At 54.4% G+C, this 17,844-nt stretch carries 14 protein-coding genes; 8 read left to right on the plus strand and 6 right to left on the minus strand.

The features are described 5' to 3' along the window. Positions 1-12: 12 nt before the first annotated feature. The gene (locus tag J9788_RS21550) at positions 13-357 is read right to left on the minus strand and encodes a hypothetical protein (RefSeq protein ID WP_370571642.1); all 345 of its coding nucleotides are present in this window, start codon (positions 355-357) and stop codon (positions 13-15) included. Between the two features lie 826 nt (positions 358-1,183). Between J9788_RS21550 and J9788_RS21555 the strand changes: the two genes are divergently transcribed. The 8 genes from J9788_RS21555 to J9788_RS21590 all read left to right on the plus strand — a co-directional run bounded on the left by J9788_RS21555 (position 1,184) and on the right by J9788_RS21590 (position 8,636). Beyond that, the gene (locus J9788_RS21555; protein WP_019455211.1) at positions 1,184-1,714 is read left to right on the plus strand and encodes a fimbrial protein; all 531 of its coding nucleotides are present in this window, start codon (positions 1,184-1,186) and stop codon (positions 1,712-1,714) included. 92 nt (positions 1,715-1,806) lie between these two features. Continuing rightward, on the plus strand, positions 1,807-2,358 hold the full coding sequence (locus J9788_RS21560) for a fimbrial protein (protein WP_033645330.1): 552 nt from the start codon (positions 1,807-1,809) through the stop codon (positions 2,356-2,358). Positions 2,359-2,429: 71 nt separating this feature from the next. Further along, positions 2,430-4,931 (plus strand): fimbria/pilus outer membrane usher protein, encoded by a 2,502-nt coding sequence (locus tag J9788_RS21565; protein ID WP_033645331.1) that lies wholly within the window; start codon positions 2,430-2,432, stop codon positions 4,929-4,931. A gap of 24 nt (positions 4,932-4,955) precedes the next feature. Next, positions 4,956-5,702: a molecular chaperone gene (locus J9788_RS21570; RefSeq protein ID WP_016930416.1), complete on the plus strand. Its 747-nt coding sequence runs from the start codon at positions 4,956-4,958 to the stop codon at positions 5,700-5,702. Positions 5,703-5,713: 11 nt separating this feature from the next. Continuing rightward, entirely contained in the window at positions 5,714-6,325 is a 612-nt protein-coding gene (locus J9788_RS21575) for a fimbrial protein (protein ID WP_046898673.1), read from the plus strand. 14 nt (positions 6,326-6,339) lie between these two features. Beyond that, positions 6,340-7,344, plus strand: coding sequence for a fimbrial protein (locus J9788_RS21580; protein WP_046898672.1), 1,005 nt, complete (start codon positions 6,340-6,342; stop codon positions 7,342-7,344). Positions 7,345-7,363: 19 nt separating this feature from the next. Beyond that, positions 7,364-7,903: a fimbrial protein gene (locus tag J9788_RS21585; protein ID WP_182265695.1), complete on the plus strand. Its 540-nt coding sequence runs from the start codon at positions 7,364-7,366 to the stop codon at positions 7,901-7,903. Between the two features lie 109 nt (positions 7,904-8,012). Beyond that, on the plus strand, positions 8,013-8,636 hold the full coding sequence (locus J9788_RS21590) for a LuxR C-terminal-related transcriptional regulator (RefSeq protein ID WP_089195280.1): 624 nt from the start codon (positions 8,013-8,015) through the stop codon (positions 8,634-8,636). Between the two features lie 663 nt (positions 8,637-9,299). Here J9788_RS21590 and J9788_RS21595 read toward each other — a convergent pair. From J9788_RS21595 to J9788_RS21615, 5 genes are all read right to left on the minus strand, one after another. Next, positions 9,300-10,307 (minus strand): HlyD family secretion protein, encoded by a 1,008-nt coding sequence (locus J9788_RS21595; RefSeq protein WP_033638614.1) that lies wholly within the window; start codon positions 10,305-10,307, stop codon positions 9,300-9,302. A gap of 92 nt (positions 10,308-10,399) precedes the next feature. Continuing rightward, entirely contained in the window at positions 10,400-11,419 is a 1,020-nt protein-coding gene (locus tag J9788_RS21600; RefSeq protein ID WP_182265694.1) for an NADP-dependent oxidoreductase, read from the minus strand. A 71-nt stretch (positions 11,420-11,490) separates the two neighbouring features. Next, on the minus strand, positions 11,491-12,114 hold the full coding sequence (locus J9788_RS21605) for a hypothetical protein (RefSeq protein WP_182265693.1): 624 nt from the start codon (positions 12,112-12,114) through the stop codon (positions 11,491-11,493). Then, positions 12,111-13,706, minus strand: a complete 1,596-nt coding sequence (locus J9788_RS21610) for an MDR family MFS transporter (protein WP_182265692.1) — start codon at positions 13,704-13,706, stop codon at positions 12,111-12,113. The genes J9788_RS21605 and J9788_RS21610 overlap by 4 nt, the downstream gene beginning before the upstream one ends. After that, entirely contained in the window at positions 13,703-17,779 is a 4,077-nt protein-coding gene (locus J9788_RS21615) for an amino acid adenylation domain-containing protein (protein WP_227414673.1), read from the minus strand. Before J9788_RS21615 ends, J9788_RS21610 begins: the two co-directional genes overlap by 4 nt. Positions 17,780-17,844 lie beyond the last annotated feature (65 nt).

A 17,844-nucleotide genomic window follows, 5' to 3' on the forward strand; every position in this document is an offset into this window, starting at 1 on the left:
ATCGCTTCATGGCTACAGATTCTCGACCCGGTTGGACAGATCGGACATCAGCTCATGTTCGACGTCGGCGCAGAATTTCTCGGTTTTATATTGATAAAGAGCATCAATCGCTTTACGGGTGCTTTCATCCACATTGCCGCGCACGCCGGCATATCCGGAAGCGTTGGAAAGCAGACCGTTAAAATAGGCAATGCGTTTTTGGTAACTCTGCGGATTAATATTTTTTAATGAGTTAACCCGTTGCTGGCAAAGCGCGATACGTTGTTCATCGGATTTATCATTAGGATTGTTCTGTGAAAGTTTTTTCACGGAATTCAGGTTTGTCTTGCTGCCGCTCACGCAGCCTGACAGCGACATGAAAGACAGTAAAAATATAGCAGAAACTACCGTGCGGCGGCCGCCGCAAGCATTAATCATCGTTATCATTCCGTTTATAATCCTTTAATTGTCACTTAGGTCATCATTATGTGGCGAACGGCAACGGCACATGCCTTAATTTGATTAATCAAAATGGGTTAGGCAGTGAAAAATCCCTATGCCGCAGTGCAATAGAATAATTCACTACCGATGATATTGTTATTTAATTGTTAATAAATTAGACCTAAACGCGGGCTAAACACGAATCAAAAAGCCAATCCCTTAGGGAAAGAAAACCATGAAACAACAATAAAAACAATAGATTATGTTTTATATTTTGTTTCTAAAGGGAAATTCATCATCTGCTGCCTCAGGGCGATATTAGCAAAACAATATGGCGAATTGTAGGTATCAGCCTATTTCCCCCGATCTAATATCTCGCATATCGTTATTTATATAGTGATTTATACTGGATAATATTTGTATACGATCTATTGGTTTTAAAGCAAATATATTTCTTTTTCCTTTTGGTTTTATATTCTGAATTTGACTTAATTTAATAAAATCTATTTCCAAGCAATACTATTATTTGCAAGAATATTCCCAGCAACACGCCATACGTAAAACTCGTATTTTATTTACCAGAAAATCCATTGTCGATTTTCCCAATCTCGTTATTTCTCATAAATAACGGATGTTGGCGTATTGCCCAGAGCAAAAGGATCTGGCTCCAACCGTACGGCCGGCGACATGACGTTGCCGCCGCTGCGGGGGATTTAGATGTGCTGTTCTTTTTATTTAAAAACTCTCTACAGGAACCTGAGAAATGAAACTGAATAAATTAATGCTGGCAACCGTGATTGCTTTCGCTTCTGCATCTGTTGCTCACGCCGCATCTAATCAGGGCAGCGGTAAAGTCACCTTTACCGGCGAAATTATCGATGCGCCTTGCAGCGTCGCGCCGGAATCCGTTGACCAAACCGTACCAATGGGCCAGATCAGCAGCCGCATCCTGGCTAACCAGGGTAAATCCAGCATGCAACCTTTCAACATCGAACTGAAAGATTGCTCCATCTCCACCATGAAAAACGTCAAGGTGACCTTTACCGGCACGCCTGATCCGGTCAACAACAAACTGCTGGCCCTGAGCGGCACGGCAACCGGCGCCGGCATCGTGATCTACGACAACCTGCACTCCAAGGAAGTGGAACTGGGCACGGCGACCGACGGTCAGGGCCTGAACGACGGCGACAACTCGCTGAAATTCGCCGCTTACCTGCAGGGCAGCAGCGCCTCCGCCGCCGTGGTGCCGGGCGACTTCACCAGCGTGGCCAACTTCACCCTGGCTTACCTGTAATACCCCACAGGGGATGTCTCAGGGCATCCCCCCGCTTGATTGCATGCCGACGAGAACGGCAAGGGAACAGGGCAAGACAGGGAGACGCCAGCATGACTATACGCCTTTGCGGCCTGTTGCTCATCGCGCTCAGCGTAGGCAGCGCGGCGGCGGCAGTGAAAAATCAGGGCCACGGCAAAGTCAGCCTGGGCGGCACCATCGTTGAAACGCCGTGCGGCATCGCCAGCGACAGCCTGGATCAAACCGTCGATTTCGGTCTGATCTCCATGACCGATGCCTCGCAGGACGGGCAATCGGTGCTGATCGGCAGCCGCCGCCATTTCACGATCAAACTGGTGAACTGCGAACTGGCCAGCCAGGTGAAGCCTGACTTCATCTATCGCGCGGCCAACGTCACCTTCGACGGCACCGCCGACAGCCGGGATCCTTCCCTGCTGGGCGTTTACGGCGAGGCGCAGGGCGTGGCTATCGAGCTGTTGACCGATGCCGGCACTCCGATCCCGCTCGGCAGCACGACGGCGGATTACCAGATCGTCGCCGGCGACAACACGCTGCGCTTTGGCGCGCAGTTGCGCCTGCATCCCGATAAGGCGCGGGCGGGCGGCTTCAGCTCTCTGGCCAAATTCACCCTGTCTTATCTCTAGCGCCGGCGGGCGCTGCACAGCATTACGTATTCAGGTCGCACGGATGACCTGCTATTGGGCGCGGACTTGCCATGAGTGATTATGCTATGACGTCATTACTGACACGGAAACACCTACCTCTTCTCGTCATTCTATCTTTCCTCTGGGTGCGTCCGGCATTTTCCGCCACGGAATTCAATACCGACGTCCTGGATATCGGCGAGCGCAGCAAAGTGGATCTTTCGCGTTTCTCCGATGCCGACTACGTCATGCCCGGCGCTTATTTGCTGGACATCAAGATCAACCAGAAAACGCTGCCCCAGCGCAGCATTCAGTATTTCCCGTCGCCGGATAACAAGAGCGGCAGCCAGGTGTGCCTGCCGCCTGATCTGGTGGAAAAAATGGCGCTGAAAGAAGAAGCGGCCAAAAAAGTCACCCTGTGGCACGACAACCAGTGCGCCGACATTCGCGGCATCAAAGGCGCGACCGTCTCCGATCGCATCGGCGGCGGCGTGCTGGCGATCACCATCCCGCAGGCGTGGATGAAATACTCCGATCCCGATTGGACGCCGCCCGAGCAGTGGGACGACGGCATTCCCGGCCTGCTGCTGGACTACAACCTGAGCGGCCAGTTAGGCAAGCAGAATCACAACAACAACACCGCCCAAAACCTGAGCAGCTACGGTACGCTGGGCGCCAACCTGGGCCCCTGGCGCCTGCGCGCGGACTACCAGGCCAATTACAATCAGCAGGCCGGCGATCGCAGCACCGGCTTCGACTGGAACCAGATCTACGCCTACCGCGCGCTGCCGATGCAGGCCGCCAAGCTGACGCTGGGTGAGATTTATCTCGACTCCGGGGTGTTCGACGCCTATCGCTTCACCGGCCTCAATCTGGCCAGCGACGAGCGCATGCTGCCGCCTAACCTGCAGGGCTACGCGCCGGAAGTGCGCGGCATCGCCAAGAGCAACGCCAAGATCACCGTCTCGCAGGAAGGCCGCACGCTGTACGAAACCACCGTGCCCGCCGGGCCGTTCGCCATTCAGGATCTCAACAGCTCGGTGCGCGGCAAGCTGGACGTCAAGGTGGAAGAGCAGGACGGCACCGTCTCGACCTTCCAGGTGGATACCGCCACCATTCCGTACCTGACCCGCCCGGGCTACGTGCGCTACAACGTGGCGCTCGGCAAAACCTCGGCCTACGACCACCGCACCCAGGGCCCGCTGTTTTCCGCCAGCGACTTCTCCTGGGGGCTGAGCAACGCCTGGTCGTTGTATGGCGGGGCGCTGCTCGGCGGCGACTATAACGCCTGGGCGCTCGGCCTCGGCCGCGATCTGAACGTGTTCGGCGCCATGTCGCTGGACGTCACCCAGTCGATCGCCCGTCTGCCCGGCGAGCCGACCGCCAGCGGCATGTCGTTCAAGCTCAACTACGCCAAACGCTTCGATGAGCTGAACAGCCAGATAACCTTCGCCGGCTATCGCTTCTCGCAGCGCAAGTTCATGAACATGTCTCAGTACCTGCAGGAGCGCTATGGCGATTATGACAAGAATTACAACGGCCGCCAGAAAGAGCTGTACACCATCACCGCCAGCAAAACCTTTATGGCGGAAGACAGCGCCAAGGCGATCACCGCCTACCTGACCTACTCGCACCAGACCTATTGGGATGCGCGAACCCAGGATCGTTACGGGCTGTCGGCCAGCAAGCTGTTCAGCGTCGGCGATATCAGCAACATCACCGCCTCGCTGTCGGCTTACCGCACCTATTACCAGGGCCGCACCGACGACAGCGTGATGCTCAACTTCACCGTGCCGATCGGCGACCGTCGGCGCGTCGGTTATGCGCTGCAAACCAACAACGGCGATGTCACGCAGACCGCGTCGTACAACGACTACAGCGATCCGGACAATACCTGGCAGGTCAGCGGCGGCTTTAATCAGTCCGGCAAATCGCTGGCGCGTGGGTACTACACCCACAACGCCTCGTTCGGCTCGCTGAACGCCAGCGCCTCTTACCAGCAGGACAGCTACTCGTCGATCGGCGGCTCGTTCCGCGGCGGCCTCACCGCGACCCGGCACGGCATCGCGGCGCATCAGAACTCGAGCAACGGCGGCAGCCGCATGATGCTTGACACCGACGGCATCGCCGGCGTGCCGATCAACAACGGCCGCGCCTACAGCAACCGTTTCGGGCTGGCGGTGATTTCCGACATCACCAGCTACTACAACACCGACACCCGCATCGACGTCAACAAGCTGGCGGACGACGTCGAGGCCACTCGCGCCGTGGTGCAAGGCACGCTGACCGAAGGCGCCATCGGTTACCGCCACTTCGAGGTGGTGAAAGGCAGCAAGCTGCTGGCCACCATTCGCCTCGCGGACGGCAGCGAACCGCCGTTCGGCGCCGCGGTGCTGAGCGAGAAAGGCCGCGAGGTCGCGGTGGTCAACGACGGCGGCTCGGTCTACCTGACCGGCGTGCAGCCGGAGGAAAAACTGGACGTCGCCTGGGAAGGCCAACGCCGCTGCCGCATCGTGATCCCGGGCGCCGCCAAGCCGCTGGACCAGCTGCTGCTGCCGTGCGCCACCCTGTAATCCGTAACGCTGAGAAATGATGACATGAACAAACACCCGATAACGCTACTGACCGCCGCCGGCCTGGCCTTGAGCGCCGTACTGCCCACCGCCGACGCGGCGATATCGCTGGATCGCACGCGCGCCGTCTACGTGAGCGACGCCAAATCGATCAGCCTGAATATCGTCAACGAAAACAAAGAGCTGCCCTTCCTGGCGCAGTCCTGGCTGGAGAACGAGCAGCACCAGAAAATCACCTCGCCGCTGGTGGTACTGCCGCCGCTACAGCGCGTGGAGCCGAGCGAGCGCAGCGTAGTGCGCATCACTAAAACGCCGGAGGCGGATCGCCTGCCGCAGGATCGCGAGTCGGTGTTCTACTTCAACCTGCGCGAGATCCCGCCGAAAAGCACCAAAACCAACGTGATGCAGCTGGCGCTGCAAACGCAGATCAAGCTGTTCTACCGGCCGAAGGCGATTGTCGCGCCCAAGGGTGAAGTGTGGCAGGAAAAGCTGGTGTTCCGTAAAAGCGGCGGCGCCATCACCGTCGACAACCCGACGCCGTTTTACATCACCCTGACCGGCATGACGCGGCAAACGCAAAAACAGGGCGGCGGCGCGATCGGCGGTTTTCAGCCGCTGATGCTGAAGCCGAAATCCAGCGAAAGCCTCAAGCTGCACGACACCGGCATGAACAGCTTCGTCATCACCTACATCAACGACTACGGCGGCCACCCCGAGCTGCGCTTCGCCTGCAACGGCAGCGTTTGCACCGCCGTGCCCGAGAAAAAATAAGGAGGTCCAGCATGGCTGAATTCACCGATCGACTGCGTCCGCTGCTGTTCGGCGCGCTGCTGTGCGGCGGCAGCGCGCTGGCGGCAACGCCGCTGGGCGTGATCGAAGGCACCACCGGCACCGTCAGCTTTCACGGCGGCCTGCTCAGCTCTCCCTGCAGCCTGACGCCGGACAGCCGGGACCAGTCCGTCGATCTGGGCGACGTCAGCGCACGCGACTTCCGCAACGCCGGCGATCGCAGCGCGCCGGTGCGTTTTCGCCTCTCGTTCCGCAACTGCCTGCTGGGCGCGCGCGCACTGGCGGATAACCCGGCTGGCCAGCGCAACGGCGACGCCGGCCGCCTCTACCTGCAGGGAGAGCAGGCCGCCACGCTGGTGTTTCTCGGCGAAAGCGATGTCGACAACCCATCGCTGCTGAAGCTGAACGGCGGCGTGCAGGGCATCGGTCTGCGCCTGCAAGACCAACAAGGCCAGGCGCTGGAGCTGAATCAACGCAGCCGCCCTTACATTCTGCAGCCCGGCAGCAACACCCTGTGGTTCAGCGCCAGCGTGGAATCCACCCAGCGGGCGGTGATGGCGGCCGGGTTCGCCGCCGTGGCGCACATTCAGGTGATTTACCTGTGAGGTTCGAGAACGCGATGAAAACTCAACTGACCAAACTCTGCCTGCCGCTGGCGATCGCGCTGGCGGCCCCCGCCGCCTGGGCCAACGGCTACGTCACGCCGGACGGCGGGCCGAAACAGTTCTATATCGATCTGAATGAAAGCAACATCACCAACCAGGTGGGGTTTACCAAAGTGTTCCCTTATTCGTTAGGTGGCCAATATACCGGCAAGGCCTACTGCGATACGCCGATCCCCAGAAGCCCGCACTTTTACAAGTCGGATTCGGCGTTGCCTCCCTCCGACTACGGCAACGGCTATTTAAAACTGAATGACTTTCTGGATTTAAAAGCCGAGGTGTGGATCGCCGGCAACAAGAAGGCCTATGTCACGGTGCCTTTTTACAACGAATCCAACGAGTATACCAATCACAGCTGTTCGCCGCCCTATGTGCAGGTAAACAACTACGAAAGCGGCTCCAAAGGCCGCATCACCTTCCGGGTGCGTAAAAAAATCATTAACGGCGTCGAGATTAACGATCGGCAGATCATCGAGATGTACGGCCGCCTCGGTTCGACCGACGGCGGTTTCGGCCCCAATCCGATGGCGCAGGTGTTTATCCAGTCCGCGATCCTTTACGTGCCGGATAAATGCGTGGTGAACGAAGGCCAGCTGATCAACGTCGAGTTCGGCGAAATCGGCGGCAGCGATCTCAACGGCTCGAACTACCCGCAAAGCATTCCGGTGCGCTTCCAGTGCGAAGGCGGCAGCTTCGAAGACGGCACGCTGAACATCAAGCTGGCGGTCTCGGGCACGGCCGCTTCCTTCAGCAACGAGGTGTTCAAAACCGACAAGAACGATCTCGGCATCCGGCTGACGCACAACGGCCAGCTGGTCATTCCGAACGAGTTTTACCCGGTGCCGAACATCGGCAACGGCGGCTCCTGGAACCTGGTGGCGGCGCCGTTCGCCAACGGCGGCGCGGAGATCGGCGAAGGGGAATTCAACGCGTCGGCCACCATCGTGGCGGCATTCCAGTAACCGAGGGAGGAACGAAAAAATGCGTCTACGCGCTTTAGCGCTGCTCAGCTGCGCGTCCTGGTGGGTTGCCGTCATGCCGGCAGCGGCGAACACCGAGCTTATCGGCGCACCGGTGCAGTTCCACGGTACCGTGGTGAGCCGGCCGTGCAATATCGAACCGCAGTCCGCCGATCAGCTGGTGGAGATGGGCACGGTGATCGTCAAAACCCTGTATCGCTACGGCCACAGCACGCCGGTGCCGTTCAGCATCAAGCTGACCGACTGCAAGACCACGGTATTCAAATCCGTCAGCGTGACCTTCAGCGGCACGGAAGACGGTGAGCTGCCGGGCAAGCTGGCGATCAACAACGGCGCGAACGGCGCCGCCATCGCCCTGTTCGATCATCAGGGCGCGGACATCGATTTGAATAAGGCCACCAGCGCCGTCGCGCTGCAAAACGGCCCCAACAACCTGAACTTCACCGCCTATGTGCAAGGGCGGCCCAGCGCGATTCAAAACCAAAGCATTACCGAAGGCGAATTCACGTCCATCGCCAATTTTGTGCTGGCATACCAATAAGCCCCGCACCGTCCCAGGGAAATCAGGAAAACGACCGGCGCGCGAACGCCGGCGATGGGCCGTCACCGTTTGCTCCGGCGCGGCGCCACGGCCTTTTAAGGAGTCACCCATGCCAGATATTCGCTTCACGCTGTTCGACAGCGATAACTTCTACCAGCAGGGGCTGCGTCTGCTGCTGCAGGACTATCTGCACTCCCTGAACGAATGCCACCGCCGGTACCCGCAGTTCTCGCCGCTGGCGCTGCAGGCGTTGGATAACATCGAGATCGTGTTCCGCACGCCGGAAGAGCGCTGGGGCTGCGCCTGTTGTTATCAAAGCCCTCACGGCGTTCCGCGCCAGCGGCAGCTGACCCTGCTGATCCTCGACGACGCGACCCAGCAACAGGTGAAAAACCTGCCGCCGCTGTTCAGCATCCATCGGCGCGATTCGGCCTACGCCATTCGCCTCAAGCTGCAGATGGCGTTGGAAAAGTTCATCCTGCATCCGTGGGTGGCGCTGCACGCCGCCGGCCAGTGGAAATGCCAGGCTTGCCGCATCGCCGCGCTCAGCCACTGCGAGAAAAAGGTGCTGGGTTTGATGAGCAGCGGCATGTCCGCCTGCAGCATCGCCGGCCTGCTGCAGCGCAGCCAGAAAACCATCAGCGCCCATAAGCGTTCGGCGATGCGCAAGCTTAACGTGCGTAAAAACAGCGAGCTGAATAAGGTGCTGCTGAATCAGCGCGGGCTGAATTAAGCGGTATACGCGATAAGCGAATGAGAATCATCGGGCTGCGCCTAAACGCAGCCCATGACAGATTAACCTGCCATTCTCTTTTCAATGAAAGAGCCTAAACGTCAGCCATAAATCAAAGATTCGTGCATTGGCCTGTAATATCACTGCGCCAGGATTTACCTTTGTCCTTAACCTTACAGTTATGTGCATCCCGGTGGCTAAGCACCTTCCCGGAACAGTTCTTTGCGCTATAACATGTGCCTGCGGCCGCAGACGCAGTCAGGGGTAGCAGTAAGCATGAAGCGAGTGTAATAACAATCGATAGACTTTTCATAACATATATCCTTATTCGTTCATATTTAAGTTTCATCGTTGTGCATATCGCAGAATAAATCTGCTTACGTCTTTCTATCTTCAACCCGTTTTGTTTAATACGCCTCCTTACCTCTCTATCAAAACTTCAACAATGAACGACGCCGTTCTATCGAACAACGCCCCAGGTAAATGCATTGATAATCACGCTCGTCCAGCGGCGATAAAAACGCGACGCCTTTTTACCGATATAAGAACCACCACCCAATGAATGAACAGGCTATGGTGATGACTATTATAGCTTTGCCGTCATTCCGGCACAGACCGCGTTGTAACATCCCTTGTCGAGGCGGATTTCCATATTTCCCGGCGCTATCCCCGCGTATCTACCGTAACAGAGGCCGAAAGGCCGCTGTCTATTTGTTGCGGAGAGTCAAAAACAATCTTTACTGGGACGCGCTGGACAATTTTGGTGAAGTTCCCTGTCGCATTATCTGGTGGTAATAAAGCAAAAGTTGCTCCTGTAGCCGGTGAAATACTATCCACCCTGGCATGAAATATTTTCCCTGGATACGCATCAACTTTCACCTCCACAGGCAATCCTTTACGCATACGTGCTTTCTGCGTTTCCTTAAAATTGGCGCTTATCCATGGAGCCGCTCCGGAGACGATACTGGCAATGGACTGCCCCGCCTGAACCATCATACCCACTTGCAAACTACGGTTGCTGATTACCCCATCAATAGGCGCAATAATCCGCGTGTAACTCAATGTCAATTTCGCCTGTTCCAGGTTTGCCTGAGCCTGTTCAACATTAGCCTGGCTTTGCTCAATTTCGCTTTGCAAGACCTGGAGTTTATCGCTTTGTGTTTTCAAGCTCGCTTGCGTTTGGTGGTATTTTGCCTCTGCGACGCGATAACTGGATGTGGCGTTATCCATGTCTCCCTTGGAAACATAATTCTTTTTCTGCAAAATTTGAAAACGGAGATACTGCTGATGCGCATACTGCAGAGTGGCTGCAGCAGAATTCACATCGCTGCGAAACTCGTCAATAGCACTTTTTTGCATTTGATAACTTGCCTGGGCATTCGTTAACGCCGCACGACTTTGCGCCAGAGTCGCCTCTGCTTTCTGCAACGCGACAACAAACTCCCTGTCGTCCAACTGAGCCAACAAGTCGCCCTTATTCACTCGATGATTGTCCCGAATCATAGAGTTAACCACCACCGCGCTGATGCGGGCGCTGACGTTTGTAATGTCGGCTTGCACATAAGCATTGTCGGTGGTTTGAAAGTAGCGCCAATAAAGCAACCAATAAAGAAATCCTGACAAAACCAGTAACACGAGCAGAAGGAAACCTATTTTTTTAGAATGTTTCATGATGAATTCCAACAACCTGAATGATGTACGCTTAATATCCACCATCCAGGTTGAAAATATTTTCATATTATGCGCAACAGTAGAGCCTATCGTTAGCACATCCGTATCAATTGTTTGCCGAAATGTTTTCCATTAAGTGAATCAATAAAAGCCTGAGGCGCATTTTCCAGCCCATCGACTATCGTTTCTCGGTATTTCAACACACCGTTCTCTGCCGCATTTAACAAGAATGCATCTGATTCGGCGTAGTCTTTGAACCATTCGGTTACCAAAAAGAAACGATTTACAGGCGCATCCGGCAGGGCAGAGAAAAAGTCCGCCGGGCCGGATGCATCAACATCAGTGCCTTTATTGTAATTGGCTGCATTACCGCAGATAGGCACCCTTGCCCCCTCATTCAGCAACTTGGCGACAAACAGTGATACGCGGCCGCCCACGTTCTCAAAATAGATATCGATACCCTGGGGGCACGCGGCGCGCAAATCCCGGTTAAGGTCGGCAGTCTTGTAGTTAAGGCAACTGTCAAAACCCAGCTCCTCCACGACATACCGGCATTTATCCTCGCTGCCGGCCAATCCCACAACGCGGCATCCCGCCAGTTTACCCAATTGCCCAACGACGGAGCCGACCGAGCCCGAGGCGGCTGAAACGACCAATGTTTCACCCGGTTTTGGCTTCGCGATTTTGTTTAAACCGAAATAGGCCGATCGGCCCGGCGTCCCGACCGCACCGAGAAAAATAGAAGGTGGTAATGTTGTCTCCGGCAAACGATGAACAGTGAAGTTTTGAGCATCACCGATATAATACTTTTGCCAACCGGAGAAGGTGAATACGCGATCGCCAACGTTAAACAAAGGATTACGCGAAGCCACGATTTCCCCAATAGCCTCTCCCTGAATCACTTCCCCCAGCTTTATCGGGTTCACGTATTTGGTACTTTTATTTAGCCGTGGCCGGAGATAGAGATCGATCGATAACCATTTGTTCTCAACCAGAAACTCTCCTGGTTCCAAGGGCCTCAACGAGCTGGTCTCCAATCTGAAGTTTTCCAGCGTAGCGGCGCCATCAGGGTGGCTGTTCAATACGATCGATGCATTCTCAAATTGACTCATGTTCTTCCCCCTCTTAACTACATAGATACATGTTTACGACATCAGCAACCGCCAGCCCAGTGGGCCAGGATTTAACGGCCTTTTTTACGCAAATGTGACGTCCAACGATATTTCGGCCAATAAAAACTGAACAACACCATCAACAAAGTCAGTGGCCAACCACAAATAAAAATAATCGTGTCAACGGGCAGATCCTCTCGCATTGACAGGCCATATACACCGACGGCTTTCAGAAGGAAAACCGAGATCCACGCCAATGATACTTCGTGCCACACTTGTGCGTATTGTGCGCTACCGTAAACGGGAATATCTTTCAACCTTGGCATCGCCTGTTCTGCCAGCGTACGTATCATTGGCTTGCCTACCAGAGAATAGAAGCCGAATACCACCACCACCGAAGATGCTCCGCTGACCGCGAGAAACACATTTTCTTTCTTGATTGCGAACGGAGCATAGCCGCGTAAATACAAATAGTGACTAACGCCTGAAACCAGAATTAATGCGATCACCGACAATGAACCGCTACGCTTGTTAAATATTTCCACTGCGCCTGAATAAATAGCCGTGAGCAGTAATGCAAAACCCGCCCCCCCCCACCAAAAGGCGATGTTATAAAGCACGATAGGGGTAATGATAGTAATGCAAGCATCGCGCGACATCAGGTAGTGCCATATCGTCATAGAGCGCTGACTCATTCCTTACCCTCTTTTTTGACATGCAAACGAAAATCGCGAGAAGAGAACATCACAAGCAACGCGGTTGCCAACATCATTCCGCCCATAATCAGAAATAGATCGTTAAACGCCATGATTTCCGACTGGCGGGCGATTCTTTTGCCAAGTATCGCGAAAGCCGTACTTTTTATACTCATGACGTCAACGGCCAAACCGCGTGCGATCATCAGACTTTTAACGTCATTGAGATACCCGGCAAAGGCATTGCTGCCGGTGACCAACGACGTCTTGACGACGTCGACATGCGTATAAATGCGCGTGATGAAAAAGGTGCTTAAGATGGCGGTGCCGCAAGAGCCTCCCAGACTGCGGAAGATATTGATCAACACCGCCGAAGAGGCACTGTCTTTTTGCTGAATATTGCGGGTAGCCAGCAAGGAAAGCGGCACCATGATAAAGGGCTGGCCTAATGCGCGGATCAACATGGACCAGGCCATCTGCGGGCCGGCAAAGTCGCCGTCCATCGCACAGTCCATAAAGGCACTGATGGCCAGACCAACAAACCCTATGCAAATGAGATACTTCTGGTTATATCGTTGAATAAGCAACGGGATAAAAGGCAGGATGATTAACTGAGGAAACCCCATCCAGATCACCACCGTACCGATATCAGAAGCATTGTAGTCATGTACCATCGTCAGGTAATACGGCACCAAGAATAACGTACCGTAGATAGCTACGCCCAACATTGCAAAAACCAAGATGGCGCACGAGAAATTGTAGTCCCGAAATAAACGAATATTGATAAGCGGCTGTGCATGCGTCAATTGGGCATACATAAATATTAAGAAACTAACAGCGGAAATGACCGCCAACACGCATATCATATTCGATTCTAGCCAGTTTTCTTCACCGCCCTTTTCTAAAATCACCTCAAGAGCACCCAAACACAGCATGACCGAAATGATGCCGACAAAGTCCCCGCGACGAATAATATTCCAGTCAATAACAGGGTGTTTTAAAGCATAGTGAATCAACCCCCAGGACAACAAAGCCGGTATTGCGTTGATATAAAATATGGCGTGCCAAGAGAAATTATCCGTCAACCAGCCTCCCAATGCCGGCCCTACCGCCGGCGCGAAAGTCCCTATAATGCTAAACAGCGACATGCCCAACGGCCGTTTTTTTAATGGCAGGATCTCAATTATCAAGCGAAATGAAATGGGGATTAGCGCCCCGCCACTGAACCCTTGAAGCGCCCTAAACACGATCATGGAACTCAGATTCCATGCGGCAGAACACAGCAGCGATGCCCCCAAAAAGCCGGCAATGCACCACAGCGCATAACGCCCGGTCCCCAGAGCCTGGCAAAGCCAACCACAAAGCGGAATTGCCACTATCTCTGCCGTAAAATAAGACGTCATCAGCCAGGAACTGTCATTCAGCGTCGCAGAAAGCGCGCCTTGAATCACTTTCATGGATGAATTGGCGATTTGGATATCCAAAATCGCCATAAAACCGCCGATTAATCCTCCGAGAATAGCGCACCATTCGCGCCTGGAGACCCTTGCGCCTTCGGCTGGCGTCGCGGCCGTTGTCAAAACGGCGCTCATGACAATATCTTCCGCAGCTGGCTGGCCGTATGGCTTATCTGAGGCAGATTCATCATCGAGATGTGATTGCCAGGCGCGCTTATTATCGTCATCCCCCCGCGAGCCAGACGAGCCCAACCCAGTCCGGGTATCTCTTGTGCAATGCGGTCCGGCAGAATCTCCTCCGCCTCCGCAACCACGATCCTGCCGGCATATTCTTTGCCCTGATAGCTATCTGTCGCAGCGATATGCGCCTGCAGAATCGTCAGAAAATGCTGGAACTGCGATGCGCTAATATTGTCAGGAACCAATTTTGCGCGCTTGAATTCCTGCAGGAACAACAATGAACGCTGCGCTTCGGACATCTCTGCCAGCGCAGGTGCGGCGATTGCAAATGACGCACCGGTAAAACGCTCCACCTTACGGGCGAAGTATGCAAGCCGTTCGAATTCATTCATCTGTGCGGCGCGATCAATCTGTATCTGAGGAGCGGGTTGATCGAGTATCAGCACCGTTGGCGTTCGCCCGTCGGCATGCTGCAGTTGACGCGCCATTTCGAACGCGATTGTCGCCCCCAGGGACCATCCGCCCAGCACCAGATTTCGCCGTTGCGCAATATCCTGCGCCTGCTGCAGATAGTATGCGGCCAGCACCTCTATATCGTGGTTGTAGGCCTGATCTTCACCGAAGTTCGCCACCTGCAGGCCATAGATCGGATAATCGGCCCCCAACTCACGCGCTAATGGGTAATAACACAAGATGTTGCCGCCTGCCGGATGAATCATCAAGAGCGTCGGTTTATCCTCCTCGACCCCGGCATTCAGCATCACCAACGGCGAAAATACTTGCCGTTCAGCCTGCGTCAGAAAGGCCGCCAACTCGCCGACACTGCCGTGTTCAAACAGCTGTCCTAAAGACAGGGTTGTGCCAAAATGCTGATTTATTTCAATCACCAACTTCAATGCGGTAATCGAATTTCCCCCCAGCGCGAAAAAGTCATCCCGCGTATCCAATCGCTCGCGTTGCAGCACGCGGCAATAAATGGCATATAAGCGTTGTTCGACGTCCCCTTCCGGCTCTCGCACCGATTGAGGTATGGCATCGTTCATGCGCGGCAAAGCACCATAGTCCACCTTACCACCGGCCGTTAGCGGCAAGCTGTCCAGCCAAACCCACTGATCCGGCTGCATGTAATGAGGGACCTTGCTTTGCAAAAACGCACGCACTTCCGAGCAACGAGCCGTTCCCTCGCCGCAACAATAGGCCACCAGCCGGCTCTCGCCCGCACCGTTCTGCCACTGTTTTACCGCGGCTTGAACGACCGTCGGGTGCTGCTGCAATACGTGCTCTATCTCTGCTAACTCCACACGATAGCCACGCACTTTCACCTGACGATCCAGGCGCCCTAAAAACTCGAGGTTTCCGTCCGGCAGCCAGCGTCCTTTGTCGCCAGTGCGGTAAAGGCACTCACCCGCCAAATAAGGATGCGGGATGAAATGCGCCCGGTTCTGCTCCTCTAAGCCGATATAGCCCGCAGCCACATGCTCGCCGCCAAGATAAATCTCACCAGGAAGGCCGATAGAGACTAACTGCTGATAAGGATCCAATACCAATACGTGGCTGTCGGCCAAAGGTTTGCCGACCGGCAAATAGTCGCTCATATCATCCAGCGAACCGTCCGGCAAGGTATAGGTCGCCACACCGACGGTGCACTCCGTAGGGCCGTAGTGATTGACCACCCGGCAGTCAGCCTGCAGTTGACGTATGCGTTTGACTAACGCCGCCGGGACTCTTTCTCCGCCCAAGACTAAAAGACGACGTGGCAATAACGCGCCCGCGTGGGGAGACATGAGCAATGCGGCCAGGTGGGTTGGCGTGATCTTCATGCAGTCCAAGGGATGACTCTCCAGATAGGAGAACAAGGCCTGCGGGTCATTAAGCTGCTGGGTGCTTATCACCTCCAGTTGTCCCTGGTAGATCAGCGCCGGGAACAGCATGGTATGCGCTAAGTCGGTAGTGAACGCGGAAAACATGCCATATCGCGCCTCGGCAGGTTGATCCAGGACAGAGGCGATGGCCTGGCAATATCGGCTTAGCTGAACATGATTGACCCTGACGCCTTTTGGCCTACCGGTGCTGCCTGAGGTATAAATGATGTAAGCGGGAGCGTCTGTCGGCATTGTTAATAATTGGGGATTCGTGCTCAGCGCGGCGCCGTGGCACTGGTCAATCGAGATTGTCGGCTGTGAAACCGCCGGCGAGCCGGCATCCACCAAAACGAAGCGCGCCTGTGCGTCCCGCAGAATAAAGTCGACCTGTTCCATCGGCAAAGTAATATCGACAGGCACATAGCATCCCCCGGCTTTCAATATTGCCAGCAGGGCCACGACACAGCGTTCGCTTTTGGCCATAAACAGCGCCACTGACTGCCCCGGCAACAGACCATGCTCCAGCAAACAGTGCGCGAGTCGGTTAGCCTGCTCGTTCAGTTGCCGATAGCTCAAAAGACGGCCATCGCAACGCACAGCCACCGAATCGGCATCCAAAGCCTCGGTCTGACGCTCAAACTGCCGATGAACCGCCATGGGAACGGCGTCAAGCATGCGTCTACACCCGCTCAGCAAGTGGCGACGTTCCTCGTGAGTCACCAATGAGAGATCGCGAACGGTTATTTGAGGCCGTTCGATGAGCGCTTCCAACACCGTACGCAGATCGCTCAACATGCGCGTTATCGTACTGCGGTTAAACAAATCGGGGTTGTAGTTTAAGGTAAACAGTAAACTACCGCGGCTTTCTTCAACCCACAGGTTTAGATCCAGTTTGGATACGCCATAATCGATTTTAAGCGGTTTATAGGTAAACAACGTGTTGTTGTGAAAATGAGGAAATACCTGATACGTCAGCGCCGCCTGAAAAAGCGGATTAACCTGCGGATTTCGGATATGGCCAATTTCCTCAAGAATATCATTGAGGGGAATAGCCTGATGTAGCTGAGCCTGTTCACTTTCCGAACGAACGTCGCCAATGATGTCTCGTAACGTCGCTTCCGGAACGATATCCAGTTTCAGGGGTAAGGTATTCATAAACAACCCCAGCATATTCTGTGTCTCAGGTTGGTTACGATTGGCAAAAGGACAACCGATAATGATTTGCTGCTGGTTGCTGTATTTGTGCAACAAGAGCATATAGGCCGAAAGAATCATATGGAAAGGCGTCGCGCCCAGCTGTGCAGCCTGCATCTGCAAACGCTGGGTGAAGCCACGATCAAAAGTATGGCTTGCCATACTGCCTTTGGTGCTCATTTTAGTTGGCCGTGGGCGATCGGTCGTTATCTCAAGCAGGCCTTGTGCGCTATCAAACTTTTTAGCCCAATACGCCAAACCCTTTTGATATTCCGCCGTGGCATACCACTGTTCTTCTGCCAATGCATAGTCGGAGAATTGCAGAAAATCGTTTGTACGCGGTGTCTCGCCATGGAGGATTTGGAAATACATCTCCATGAACTCTTTAAAGAACAAGCTGACCGTCCAGCCATCTGAGATAATATGGTGAAACGTCAGCAACAATACATATTCATGTTGATTGGTTTTAATCATGCGCCAATAGGAAAGTGGTCCACACGTCAAATCGAAAGAACGCTGCCCTTCCTCACGCGCAACGTTTTCTACCCATTCGTCACGCTCGTATTCAGGAAGAGACAAAATATCGTCATAGTGGAAATCGAACAGGACTTCATCACTCACGCACTGGCAGAGTTCGCCTTCCACCACGTTGAATGTGGTGCGAAGAATGTCATGCTTTTTCGTCAGAAACGTCAGCGCCTTTTTCACCCCCCCCATGTCGATGTCATGTTCGACGCGGCAAGTGACGGCATAAGGATTGTTGTACGCCTTACCGTCGTCAAGATACTGATCCAATACCCAAATACTGCGTTGGGAACCGGTCACAGGGAAGTGCCGCCTGGCCGAGTCAGCTTGTTTTCTGATGATTTTACCGGAAGCCAACACCGCTTGCGCTTTCTTCTCCCTAGCAATTTTTTTCAACTCATCCAAACTCAACGATTTGAGCATGGCGCTACTGATTTTAGTCATCATCAAGTCCCGCTTTTGCCTGATTGGCATGTTTGCCTACGTGGTTTCCCCCAGGCTCGCACCTGGGG

It is taken from the genome of Serratia sp. X10, assembly GCF_017811775.1.
In the GTDB taxonomy this organism is placed as follows: domain Bacteria; phylum Pseudomonadota; class Gammaproteobacteria; order Enterobacterales; family Enterobacteriaceae; genus Serratia; species Serratia ureilytica.

Coding starts and splice junctions, on each gene's coding strand:
- J9788_RS21550 (WP_370571642.1), bottom strand. CDS start 357: ATGTCGCTGTCAGGCTGCGTGAGCGGCAGCAAGACAAACCTGAATTCC.
- J9788_RS21555 (WP_019455211.1), top strand. CDS start 1,184: ATGAAACTGAATAAATTAATGCTGGCAACCGTGATTGCTTTCGCTTCT.
- J9788_RS21560 (WP_033645330.1), top strand. CDS start 1,807: ATGACTATACGCCTTTGCGGCCTGTTGCTCATCGCGCTCAGCGTAGGC.
- J9788_RS21565 (WP_033645331.1), top strand. CDS start 2,430: ATGAGTGATTATGCTATGACGTCATTACTGACACGGAAACACCTACCT.
- J9788_RS21570 (WP_016930416.1), top strand. CDS start 4,956: ATGAACAAACACCCGATAACGCTACTGACCGCCGCCGGCCTGGCCTTG.
- J9788_RS21575 (WP_046898673.1), top strand. CDS start 5,714: ATGGCTGAATTCACCGATCGACTGCGTCCGCTGCTGTTCGGCGCGCTG.
- J9788_RS21580 (WP_046898672.1), top strand. CDS start 6,340: ATGAAAACTCAACTGACCAAACTCTGCCTGCCGCTGGCGATCGCGCTG.
- J9788_RS21585 (WP_182265695.1), top strand. CDS start 7,364: ATGCGTCTACGCGCTTTAGCGCTGCTCAGCTGCGCGTCCTGGTGGGTT.
- J9788_RS21590 (WP_089195280.1), top strand. CDS start 8,013: ATGCCAGATATTCGCTTCACGCTGTTCGACAGCGATAACTTCTACCAG.
- J9788_RS21595 (WP_033638614.1), bottom strand. CDS start 10,307: ATGAAACATTCTAAAAAAATAGGTTTCCTTCTGCTCGTGTTACTGGTT.
- J9788_RS21600 (WP_182265694.1), bottom strand. CDS start 11,419: ATGAGTCAATTTGAGAATGCATCGATCGTATTGAACAGCCACCCTGAT.
- J9788_RS21605 (WP_182265693.1), bottom strand. CDS start 12,114: ATGAGTCAGCGCTCTATGACGATATGGCACTACCTGATGTCGCGCGAT.
- J9788_RS21610 (WP_182265692.1), bottom strand. CDS start 13,706: ATGAGCGCCGTTTTGACAACGGCCGCGACGCCAGCCGAAGGCGCAAGG.
- J9788_RS21615 (WP_227414673.1), bottom strand. CDS start 17,779: ATGATGACTAAAATCAGTAGCGCCATGCTCAAATCGTTGAGTTTGGAT.